Raw genomic sequence first — 11,261 nt, 5'->3', positions numbered from 1 at the left:
CTGCTGGCTCCCTCGGCGGACTGGAACGACTGCTGCGGCAGTGCTGTGACGGACCATCGGACGGGCGGGGCGGCTCAGCCCGCGGGGTCGTAGATCCGCTGGTCCTGCGGCACTCCGGCGCTGTCGTAGAGGCGCTCCAGGGCGTCCGGCGCGTAGATCTCGTACCCCTCGACGATGCCGCCGATCAGGCCGAGCATCCGGTCGGTCCACTCCTGGGTGGCGCTCATCGCGGACATCGTGGCGCGGAAGAAGGGCGGCAGTTCGGTGAGTTCGCCGAGGGTGGTGGTGAAGTCGTAGACGTCGCCGCTCTCCTCGTCGCGGAGCTTGTTGTACTCCGCGAGCGCCTCCTCCATCGGCCGCTCCCCGGCCAGCCCCTGGTGGAGCCGGTCGGCCAGCAGCTGGCCGTGCAGGAAGGCGTCGGTGATGCCCCACCCGGTGTACGGGTCCTTGTGGTAGCCGGCGTCGCCGACCAGGGCCCAGCCCGGACCGTAGGCGCGGCGGTAGTAGTTGTCCGGGTAGCGCATCGGCTTGAAGTCCTCCACGCGCCGCCCCTGGTCCCGCAGTTGGACGCCCATCTCGGGGGACACGTCGTCGAACACGGCCTGGAAGCGGCCCTCGACGTCCTGGCGGAACTCCTTGAGCTGGCGGCGGGTGCAGATGGTCGCCAGCATCTGGAGCCCGTCGTTGGTCGGCCAGGTACCGAACCAGCGCTCGTTCATGCCGGTCTTGTGGTGCAGGCCCCAGTCCTCCAGCCCGGTGTAGTAGGAGTAGTAGATGAACCCGGCGGCCGGGCGCACGTTGTAGAGCTCGGCTCCGGTGCGCTTGGCCACCGTCGAGTGGAAGCCGTCGGCGCCGACCACCACGGTCGAGCGGAACTCCCGCTCCGGGCCGTCGCCTTCGCGGCCGCGGATGCCGACCACCTGGTCGCCGTCGAAGACCAGGTCGGTCAGGGTGAAGCCCTCCAGCACCTCCGCGCCCGCCCGGCGGGCCGCGTTGACGAGGATCTCGTCGAGCACGGTGCGGCGCGGGCAGTAGACGGCGTCCACGCCGTCGACCGGCTCGGCGAAGCCGTTGAGCTCGATCCCGCGGTAGGCGTAGTGCATCGTGCGCAGCGCCGGCGTTCCGGCGCCGACGATCTCGTCGAGCAGCCCCCATTCCTTGAGCTTCAACAGCCCGGCCTGATGGATGTAGTGCGTCGACACGGAGTCGCTGGGAAACGAGGCCCGGTCCACCACCAGCACCCGGTGGCCCTGCCGGGACAGCAGCATGGCCAGCGGCGATCCGGCGCAGCGGGCACCGACAACAATGACGTCGTACACGAGATCCCCCACGGATTCGAATTGGTCACCCCACGGCGGCAACTGGCTCGCTCGAACACCCCGGCGACCGGCCCTCCGTATTGATCAGGAGGCTACGTAATCCCCTAGGGAAGGTCAAGAGTTGGTAGTGCCCAGGCAATTCCCCGGCTGTCTACGCGCCTCACCACCGGTGACTTGTCCGACCAAAGGCGGACATACCAGGGCACACATCTTGCTCACATTCCTGAGACATGTCATTTCTCTGATTACCCCGGTAATCACCGCCGGAAGGACCCCGGAATCACTGGGGTGAAGTAACTCGTGAAGTTCGCAGGGGAATCCGGCCGCGACGTGGCCGAAAATCACCGGAGCCGCCGGGCGACCGGCCGCTACGCCGACCCGGCCCCCCACCGCTCCTCCAACCGGGCCACGTGCCGGAGGGAGTACCTGCTGCCCAGCGCCGCGGACCGGCGGTACCAGGCGAGCGCCTCCGGGAGCCTGCCGACCTCACGGAGCAGGTCGCCCATCTCGCGCAGCGCCCGGCGGTCGCCGTTGTCGACGCGGCCCTCCAGCCACGCGTAGGCGTCGTCGAGCCGCCCCGCGTCCCAGAGCATCCAGACGGCCTCCCGGTAGGCGTCCCGGATCCGGCTGTCGGCCGCCCTCGCGTACCAGGTCAGCGCGGTGTCGATCCGCCCGGCCTCCTGGTGGAGGGCGGCGATGTGCAGCAGCGCGGAGTCGTCCCCGTGCCGGGAGGCCTCCCGGTACCAGTGCAGCGCCCGGGCCGGCTGCTTCCCCAGGCGGTAGAGCGCGGCCGCCTGGTGCATGGCCAGCACGTCGGACAGCTCCGCCGCCCGCAGGTAGTACGGCAGGGCGCCGTCGAGGTCGCCCTCGGCCTTCAACAGGTCGGCCAGCGGCCGCAGGGCCACCTTGTCGCCGCCGCGCACGGCGCGCCGGTACCACTCGATCGCCTCCTCGACCCGGTCCGCGGCCTGGAGGTGCTCCGCCGCCTCGCGCAGGGCGGTGGTGTCTCCGGCGGCCACCGCCTCCTCGTAGGAGCGCAGTCCGCCCTCCCGGTCACCGGTGGTCCAGCGCAGGTGGGCGGCCTCGCGGTACGCCTTCTCGTCGCCGTCCCGCGCCCGGCCCTGCAACCACGCCAGGGCCTCGGGCGCCCGGCCGTGCCGACGCAGCACGGCCGCCGCCGAGCGCAGCGCCTGGCTCTTGCCACCCGTCTGGGCGGCGCGCTGGTAGAGGGTGATCGCCTCCTCGTCCTGCCCGTCGTGCTCCAGCTGGCGCGCCGCTTCCAGCGCGGCGTGGGTGTCGCCGGCGTCGGCGCGCTCGCGCAGCCAGGAGATCGCCTCGGCCAGGTCGCCGCTCTCGCTGAGCAGGCTCGCCGCCGACCGGACGGCCTGGCTGTCGCCGGCCTCCGCCGCGGCCTGGTACCAGGCCACCGCCTCCCGCGGGCGGCCGGTCTCGTGCAGGAGCCGCGCGCCCACCACGAGCGTGTCGGTGTCCCCGGTGGTCACGGCCGTGTGGAAGGAGTACGCGTTGACCACGGGGTGGGCGCCGTGGTTGCTGGCCAGGAACTGCACGGCCGTCTCCTTGGCGGTGGCCTGGGCCAGCGACAGCCGGGGGTCCCGGTGCGCCAGGGCGGCCAGCCCGAGCAGCTCACTGCCCGTCAGGGAGTTGGGGACGTTGACGCCCGCCTCCTCGATCAGCATCAGCGCGGCGGCGTTCGGGAGCTCCTCGCCCCCCTCCCCCGTCAGCATCCGGGCGGAGTCGGACACCGTCCCGATCACCAGGACCGGGGCGCGGCGGGTGTCGGACAGCGCCTGCCTGATCTCGTCGTGGATCCGCTGGGCCGTCACCCCCTGGACGGCGTCCAGGTAGCGGTCGATCCGGTCCAGCCACACCACCGTCCGCGGCCCGGCCCCCGCCAGCGCCTGGAGCACCTGCCCGGTGTCGGAGGGATTGGCCGGGTACCACAGCCGCCAGTCGGCGGGCAGCGACCGCACCGCCTCCCAGCAGCTGCGCGTCTTGCCGGTCGACGGTGCACCGCGCGCGATGACGATGCCGCTGTGCCCGCCGACCCCCAGCCGCACCACGTCCAGCAGCGCCCGGTCGTGCAGACGGTCCACGTACGGGGTCAGGGTCGGCAGGGTGGCGGGCATGTCCGGGAACGCGAAGGTCGGACGGACGCCGAGGGCGATCGGATCGAGCAGGTCCGCGACGGCGTGCCCGTACGGGGGCTCCGCCGCCGCCGCGATCCACAGGTTCCGGGCGCGCAGGGCGGCCTCCCCCGCCGCGACCGCCGCCCCGCCCCCCGCCATCCGGGCCAGCACCGACGCCACCGCCACCGCGTCGTGCGGGTTGGGCGGCAGCTGGGGCGAGCGCAGCAGGCGGCGGACGCTGTCCCGCTCCGGTGCGGCGGCGAGCGAGTCGTCCAGCCGGACGGCGCCCGCGATGTCCGCCAGGGACGGCGCGCCGGCCGCGAGGTACAGGTCGTGCAGGGCGTCCTTGAGGTCCCGCAGCGGCCCCGGCGGCGCCCACGGACGGGTCAGCAGCCGCGGGCGCCGCCGCCCCTCCCCGGTCGACGGCGCGCGACCGCGCGCCGCCGACGGACGCCCCGGCCCGACCGCGGGCGCCGCCGCCCCGCCGCCCCCCTCCTGCACCCGGTGCCAGGCCTCGGCCCACACCCGGGCCGGGTAACCGGCGGCCGGCGACCCCGGATAGTCCGCGATCACCCGCATGAAGACGCAGAACGTCCGCAACTGCGGCCCGCCGCGCTTGCGCAGCGCGTCGCTGAGCGTACTGCGGGAGAGCTGTTCACCCAGCTGCGCCGCCCGCACCTCCAGGCCGCGCAAGGACGGGTCGCCGCACGCCTTCCGCGCGATCCGCATGACCTCGCCGAGCTGGTGGGGCTCCACCAGGGTGTCCGGTTCGGGCCAGGCGTCGGCGCCGTCGGCCGGGGCGTCCGCCGCCGGCTGGCTCGCGGGCGTCTCCTGCCACAGCCGGCCGGCCTTGCGCAGCTCCGACGGCCGTCCGCCGCAGGCCCGTACGTAGGCCTCCACGACGCGCCAACTCGGCCTGGAAGCACCGGAGTCCGCACGCGAGAAGGTCGCGACGGAGAAGGGTTCCATGGCCTCGTAGGTCTTGCCGCTGCGCTCCCGCAGGCCGCGCAGGTACACGGCGAGCCGTTCCGCGAACGCACCGTCCGGCACTGCCTTCTTGTGCCGTCCCATGGCGCACGCTCACCTGCGCCGGCGTCCGCGGGCGACGGCGGCGACCAGCCGTCTGGTCAGCTCGGCCGCGGCGAAGACCGCCGCGCTCGACAGGGCGATGATCGTCTCGGTGGACACCCCGGCCAGGGCGAGAACGACGACCGCGGTCAGAACACCCAACGCCAGGACGACGGCCGAAACGGGCAGCACGCTGCTGCTCGCCGTCGTCCGCCGCGGACGCGGCACACTCATACGAAGTCCCTACAATCGAATTGACGTTCAATCGAGTCTTGAAGACCCGGACCGGAGATTGCAGCTCCCGCCCGGCACCCGCCGTTCATTCTCGGGTACGACGTGCCCCGCGAATTCCCCGAACGGCCCAACCGGCATTCCGCTCCGAAAGAACATCGCATGATCGACGGAGGTATCCGCAGCTCGCGGCCACTGTGAGCGCCCCCGCACACGCCGGATCGCGCCCCTGTCCGGGTTTTCCGTCCCGACGGACGGCACCCCCCGGATTTCTTGCGCGCGAGTCCGGAACCCGCCGCAACAATCACGCCCGGTGGAACGGGAAAAGGCCCAGGTCATCCTCCACCGAAGCGACCCCGTCCAGCGCCGCCGCCATCCCGCCGTCCGGCCCCGCAGCACGCAACTGGGCGTTCCGGCCCCGCTCCCCGCCAGCCTTGAACCCGAAGTCCCGGTCGCGAGCAATCGACACCCAGGGACCGCGGCCGCCCTCCGATGCAGCGGAGCCGGCCACCACCCGGACCCAGCGTCCGGCCCTTCGGGGGCGCCCGGTGGGCGCCCCCGAAACGTCGCACGACAGCGAAGTCCTGGACGGCAGGCAGGAGTTGCCGAACCGTCGGACGGCACGACGGGCGGCACGACGGTCTGCCGCGTTCAGGCCGTGGTACCGGCCTGTGCGGCGCCCGCGCGGCCGCGCAGTGCGAGGGCCGCGCGGCGGATCCACCAGGCGGCGGTGTACAGCACCAGGGCCGCGATCAGGCCGGCGCCCGCGCCCTTCGCCGCGTCGGACAGCACGCCTTCCAGCAGGGCGTCCAACGGCCGCCCGTCGGCCACCGCCTGCGGGCCGGCCAGCCACCACCAGGCATGCGCGACGGCCCCGGCGGCCGCGCACAGGGCCAGCGCGACCAGGATGTGGCGGCGCCGGCCGGTGAAGGGCCGGGCGCCGGTGCGCAGCCGGTCCCGTCGGCGCCAGACGAAGACCGCGATGGCGGCCAGGCCGCCGATGGTGCTGGCGTGTTGCAGGGCCCGGGCCCAGGTGAGGCTGCCGGCCAAGGTGGTGTTCAGCCACGGCGCGCGGGTGACCACGAAGCCGTCGTAGTGGGTGAAGGAGTCCCAGACCAGGTGGGTGGCGAGCCCGATCACCGCGGACAGCAGGACCCAGCCGACCCGCCGCACCACCGCCCCGGCCGTACCGCCCGTACCACCTGTACCGCCCGACGACTGCCGCGCGGCGGGCGCCGGGAGCGGCAGCAGCGCGGCCAGCGGCCGCCACCCGGCCAGGAGGAGCGCCCACAGCGCGAGGGTGTACGGAAGGCCGACGGTGAGGGCGCCGGGCAGGGTGTGGGTGGTGGTGGCGTTGGCGAAGGGCTCGTACCAGGACTGGGCGCTGACCGGCAGTCCGGTGGTGACCAGAAAGTACGGCAGGTCCGGCGCGACGGCCCCGGCCACCAGCGCGACCCGGCTGAACGGCGTCCGCAGCAGGGGCAGGACGGCTGCGGGGTGGGACAGGGTGAACGGCATGGGCATCCTCTCGCGCGGGCCCGCCGGATCCGGTGGAGTCGACGGCCCGATAGTCCGTTGAACGGAATGCTACGTCAAACGGAGTAATACGTGCGCGACGAACCCCGCCGCTCGGCCGGGGGGCCGCTCGGCGGGGTCGGGTCGTTCAGCGCCGGGACCGTCCGAGGCGGCCGGCGAGCGGGACGGCCGCCAGGGCTGCCGTGAGGACGGTCGCCAGGACGGCGAGCGCGGTCGGGTCGCCCCAGGCCACCGTGCCGGCCTGGGCGAGCAGCAACGGGGAGGCCAGGGCCAGGGCGGCCAGTTCGCGGACGGCCAGCTCGCGGGCGCCCCGGGAGTCGCCGCCCCGGGAGCCGTTGCGCCAGGCCGTCACCGCCGCCGCCGCGGCGAGCACCAGCAGCGGCCAGCACCCGTAGTCGGTGCTGATCCAGGGCACGGCGTGCGCGGCGACGGCCGCCCGGGGCACCAGGACCAGCGCGACCGCCACCCCGGCCGTGCCCGCGCGGCCGACCGCCAGGGCCTCCGTGCGCCGGTCCGGCGGGCAGCCGAGCAGCGCGGCCGCCGCCAGCACGGCGGCGGCCGGACCGGCGACCGGGTCGCCGAGGGCCGGCCCGCTGGCCACGGCGGCCGTGGCGAAGGCGAGCAGGCCGGCCACGGTGCAGGGCACGCCCGCCCGCCACCGTCCGGCCAGGGCGGCCGCCGCCCCCGCGAAGACCAGCAGCGAGGAGAGCAGCAGTACGCCCCACACGCCGGACAGGTCCGACCGGAGCTGCACCCCCAGCGGGGCCGGCGAGGCGGCCACGGCGGCGTACCAGCGCAGCAGGTGCAGCCCGCTGGCGGCGGCCGAGGCGACCAGGACGAGCGGGTACGCCGTCCCGAGCATCCGTGCGGCGGCGGTGCCCGGCCCCAGTCCGGCGCGCAGCCGCAGTGCGTGCCCCGCCAGTTCCGCCGCGTCCCGCAGGCGTGGGCCCAGCGGCTCGCCGGCGGTCAGCTCGCGGTACGTCGCGGCGATCTCCGCACCGTGGGCCCGGCGGTAGGCGGCGGGGTAGAGGCGCAGCAGGTGGTCGATCATGTGCCGGTCGCCGCCGGTCGGGCGGCGGACAGCCGGCGGGTGGCCTCCCGGGCCGTCGCGGCCAGTCGGTCGGCCTCCACGGCCAGCCGCTCGCGGCCGGTCGGGGAGAGGGTGAAGATCCGTCGGGCACGCCCGTCGACGACCTCCTCGCGCTCGACCTCGATCAGGCCGTCGGCCAGCAGGCGGTCCAGTGCCCCGTACAGGGCTCCGGTGCGCAGGGCGACCCGGCCGTCGGTCATCGCCTTGATCTCCTGGGAGATGGCGTAGCCGTGCCGGGGGGCGTCCGCGAGGGCGGTCAGGACCATCACGGTGGGTTCTTGCATCACACGCTCACTCACCCCATGACGATAGTCACTCCGTCGGACCATCTCAACGAAGCCCGAGGTCGGCCATGCCCCGGAGCGTTTCCCGTGGCGTCCGCACCGGATTCACGGCCCTCCCGTGTGCCGGGCCCGATCGGGGTGGGCAACCTCCGATCATGGCAGCAGCCACCCCGGGCTCCCCCCGGTCCGTCCACCCCTGGAGGTCCCCCGTGTCCGACCTGCCCAGCGCCACCCCCGGCGCACCCGGCGCGCCCGCCGCACCGTGGGAGCGGCTCGACCTGCCCGAGCTGCTCCGCTCGGCCGCCCTCCTGCAACCCGAACTCGCGCTGCTACGACGAGAGTTGCACCGCAGTCCGGAACTCGAACTGGACCTCCCCCGCACCCAGGCCCGGCTGCTCGCCGCGCTCGACGGCCTCCCCCTGGAACTCACCCTCGGCAAGGGACTGAGCTCGATCACCGCCGTCCTGCGCGGCGGGCGACCGGGCCCGAACGTGCTGCTGCGGGCCGACCTGGACGCCCTGCCGGTGCAGGAGGGCACCGAGCTGCCGTACGCCTCCGAGACCCCCGGGGTGATGCACGCCTGCGGGCACGACCTGCACGCGGCCGCACTGGTCGGCGCCGCCCGGCTGCTGTCCGAGCGGCGCGCGGAGCTGGCCGGGAACGTGGTGCTGATGTTCCAGCCGGGCGAGGAGGGGGCGGACGGCGCCCGGCTGATGGTCGAGGCGGGCGTGCTGGACGCGGCCGGGGAGCGGGTGGTGGCCGCGTACGCCCTGCACGTGGCCGCCGCCATCCTGCCCAACGGGGTGGTCGCCACCCGCCCCGGGCCGGTGCTCGCCGCCTCCGACACCCTGCGGGTCACCCTGCGCGGGCGCGGCGGGCACGGCTCCAGCCCGCACTCGGCGCTCGACCCCGTCCCGGCGCTCTGCGAGGCGGTCCTGGCGCTCCAGTCGATGGTGACCCGCCGGATCGACGCCTTCGACCCGGTGGTGCTCACCGTGGGCCTGCTGGGCGCCGGTACGGCGGCCAACGTGATCCCCGACGAGGCGCGGTTCGAGGCCACCGTCCGCTCCTTCTCGCCGCGTTCGCGCGAGCTGGTGCGCACCGAGTCCCTGCGGGTGGTGCACGGGATCGCGGCGGCCCACGGGCTGGAGGTGACGGCCGAGGTGGAGCCCGGCTACCCGGTGACCGTCAACGACCCGGGGGAGACGGAGTTCGCGTCCGGCCTGGCGGCCCGGCTGTTCGGGTCGGGGCGGTTCCTGGAGATGCCCCAGCCGATCGCCGGCTCCGAGGACTTCGGCGTGCTGGGCGAACTGGTCCCGTCGGCGTACCTGCTGCTCGGCGCCGTCCCGGACGACGGGCGCGACCCGTTCACCGCACCCTACAACCACTCCCCGGAGGCCGAGTTCGACGACGGCGTGCTCGGCGACGGCGCCGCGCTGCTGGCGGGTCTGGCCCTGGGGCGGCTGGCCCGGGGGTAGCGGCCCCGCGCACAACCGGTGCAGGGGGAGCAACTCCCGTCGCCGGACTCCCATTTCCGCGGCCCTTGCCGGAGCCCTCGTTAAAGGCTTCGGCAAGGGCCGCGGCGCGGGCGCGGAGGTCCGGTGGCCCAACCGTGTCGCAGCTGTGCAGGCTTCCGGCGAAAGGCCCGAGGGCGCACTGATGAGCCGTTTCGTCGCGTTCCGTTCAAGCGCCGATTACCCCATCATGGGACCGTGCCACTGCGCCTACGCGCGTAGCTCTCCCCTGCATCCCCACGACCCAAGGGACTTGACCCATGCTCAGACGCGTCAACGTGACACGCCCGCTCGCCCTGGGTGCCGCCGTCCTGACCGTGCTCGCCGTCGCGAGCACCGCCCCCCACCCGGCCGCGGCGGCCACCACCGCGACCGCGACGACGGCCACCACGACGGCCCCCGCCGCCGCGACCGCCACCCAGCACCGCGTCCTGTTCGACAACAGCAAGGCGGAGACCGCCGGCAACGCGGACTGGATCATCAGCACCAGCCAGCCGGACCCGCTCGCCGAGAACGCCAACCCCCAGTCCGGGACGGACTGGACCGGCGCCATCTCCAGCTGGGGCGTCGCCCTCCAGAAGACCGGCCAGTACAGCCTCAAGACCCTGCCGAGCGGCTCCAGCATCACCTACGGCACCGGCGGCGCGCTGGACCTCGCCAACTTCGACGAGTTCGTCCTGCCCGAGCCCAACGTCCGGCTCAGCGACGCCGAGAAGACCGCGGTCATGACGTTCGTCCAGAACGGCGGCGGGCTGTTCCTGATCTCCGACCACACCGGCAGCGACCGCAACAACGACGGCTGGGACTCCCCCGCCGTCATCAACGACCTGATGACCACCAACTCGGTCAACAGCAAGGACCCGTTCGGGCTCTCCGTCGACCTGCTCAACATCCAGACCGACAACCCCACCGCCGTCAACGACGCCACCGACCCCGTCCTGCACGGCCCCTTCGGCACCGTCACCGGCAGCATCATCCGCAACGGCACCACCTTCACCCTCAAGCCCGCCGACAACCCCGCCGTCAAGGGCATCGTCTACCGCACGGGCTCCTCCGGCACCACCGGCGCCTTCTTCGCCACCAGCAGCTTCGGCAAGGGCCGGGTCGCCGTCTGGGGCGACAGCTCCGCCATCGACGACGGCACCGGCGAGCCCGGCAAGACCGTCTACAACGGCTGGGACGACCCGGCCGGCACCGACGCCGCCCTCGGCCTCAACGCCACCGCCTGGCTCGCCGGCGGCGGCAGCGGCAGCACCACCGGCAGCGTCACCCTCACCAACCCCGGCGCCCGCACCGCCACCGCCGGCACCGCCACCAGCCTCCAGCTCTCCGCCACCGACACCGCCGGCGGCACCCTGGGCTACAGCGCCTCCGGCCTGCCCGCCGGACTGAGCGTCAACGCCACGAGCGGCCTGATCAGCGGCACGCCGACCACCGCCGGGACGTACTCCGTGACGGCCACCGCGACCGACTCCACCGGCCCGTCCTCCTCCGTCACCTTCACCTGGACCGTCCAGCCCACCGGCGGCGGCAGCGGCTGCACCGCCGCCCAGCTGCTCACCAACCCCGGTTTCGAGGCCGGTTCGACGACCGGCTGGACGGAGACCAACACCAGCGGCACCAGCACCATCAACAGCAGCTCCAACGAGCCGCCGCACTCCGGCAGCTACGACGCCTGGCTCGACGGGTACGGCAGCACCAACACCGACACCCTCGCCCAGACCGTGACCCTCCCGGCCGGCTGCAGCACCTACACGTTCAGCTTCTGGCTGCACATCGACACCGCGGCCAGCAACACCACCGCCTTCGACAAGCTGACCGTGACCGCCAACGGCACCACCCTGGCGACCTACTCCAACGTCAACGCGGCCACCGGCTACCAGCAGCACAGCTTCAACCTGTCCGGCTACGCCGGCCAGAGCGTCACCCTCAAGTTCTCCGGCTCCGAGGACTACACCAAGCAGACCTCCTTCGTCCTCGACGACACCGCCGTCAACGTCTCCTGAGCCACGGCCGGGGGGCCCCCCCCCCCGCGGGGGGGGGGGCCCCGCGCCCGCCCCCCCGCCCCCCCC

At 74.0% G+C, this 11,261-nt stretch carries 8 protein-coding genes; 2 read left to right on the top strand and 6 right to left on the bottom strand.

Going from position 1 to position 11,261, the window contains the following annotated elements; all coding sequences use genetic code 11:
• Positions 1 to 74: 74 nt before the first annotated feature.
• The 6 genes from ACFY2K_RS07465 to ACFY2K_RS07440 all read right to left on the bottom strand — a co-directional run bounded on the left by ACFY2K_RS07465 (position 75) and on the right by ACFY2K_RS07440 (position 7,690).
• Positions 75 to 1,331: an NAD(P)/FAD-dependent oxidoreductase gene (locus ACFY2K_RS07465; protein WP_380531934.1), complete on the bottom strand. Its 1,257-nt coding sequence runs from the start codon at positions 1,329 to 1,331 to the stop codon at positions 75 to 77.
• Between the two features lie 356 nt (positions 1,332 to 1,687).
• Complete coding sequence (locus ACFY2K_RS07460) at positions 1,688 to 4,537, bottom strand: hypothetical protein (RefSeq protein ID WP_387710115.1); 2,850 nt, start codon at positions 4,535 to 4,537, stop codon at positions 1,688 to 1,690.
• Positions 4,538 to 4,546: 9 nt separating this feature from the next.
• Positions 4,547 to 4,768 (bottom strand): hypothetical protein, encoded by a 222-nt coding sequence (locus ACFY2K_RS07455; protein ID WP_380533068.1) that lies wholly within the window; start codon positions 4,766 to 4,768, stop codon positions 4,547 to 4,549.
• A 648-nt stretch (positions 4,769 to 5,416) separates the two neighbouring features.
• Entirely contained in the window at positions 5,417 to 6,283 is an 867-nt protein-coding gene (locus ACFY2K_RS07450; RefSeq protein ID WP_387710113.1) for a DUF4184 family protein, read from the bottom strand.
• A 145-nt stretch (positions 6,284 to 6,428) separates the two neighbouring features.
• Complete coding sequence (locus tag ACFY2K_RS07445; RefSeq protein ID WP_387710111.1) at positions 6,429 to 7,352, bottom strand: hypothetical protein; 924 nt, start codon at positions 7,350 to 7,352, stop codon at positions 6,429 to 6,431.
• Positions 7,349 to 7,690 carry a PadR family transcriptional regulator gene (locus ACFY2K_RS07440; protein WP_380532762.1) on the bottom strand — a complete coding sequence of 114 codons (342 nt, stop codon included), beginning with the start codon at positions 7,688 to 7,690 and terminating at the stop codon, positions 7,349 to 7,351. The genes ACFY2K_RS07445 and ACFY2K_RS07440 overlap by 4 nt, the downstream gene beginning before the upstream one ends.
• A 263-nt stretch (positions 7,691 to 7,953) precedes the next feature.
• Between ACFY2K_RS07440 and ACFY2K_RS07435 the strand changes: the two genes are divergently transcribed.
• Both ACFY2K_RS07435 and ACFY2K_RS07430 read left to right on the top strand, forming a co-directional pair.
• Positions 7,954 to 9,153 carry a M20 family metallopeptidase gene (locus tag ACFY2K_RS07435; protein WP_387710198.1) on the top strand — a complete coding sequence of 400 codons (1,200 nt, stop codon included), beginning with the start codon at positions 7,954 to 7,956 and terminating at the stop codon, positions 9,151 to 9,153.
• Positions 9,154 to 9,449: 296 nt separating this feature from the next.
• Positions 9,450 to 11,195, top strand: a complete 1,746-nt coding sequence (locus ACFY2K_RS07430) for a putative Ig domain-containing protein (RefSeq protein ID WP_387710108.1) — start codon at positions 9,450 to 9,452, stop codon at positions 11,193 to 11,195.
• The last annotated feature ends 66 nt before the right edge of the window (positions 11,196 to 11,261 follow it).

It is taken from the genome of Kitasatospora sp. NPDC001309, from assembly GCF_042896295.1.
Lineage (GTDB): Bacteria > Actinomycetota > Actinomycetes > Streptomycetales > Streptomycetaceae > Kitasatospora.
The sequence above is the reverse complement of the archived record's forward strand: the minus strand, read 5'-3'. Positions and strand labels throughout refer to the sequence as shown.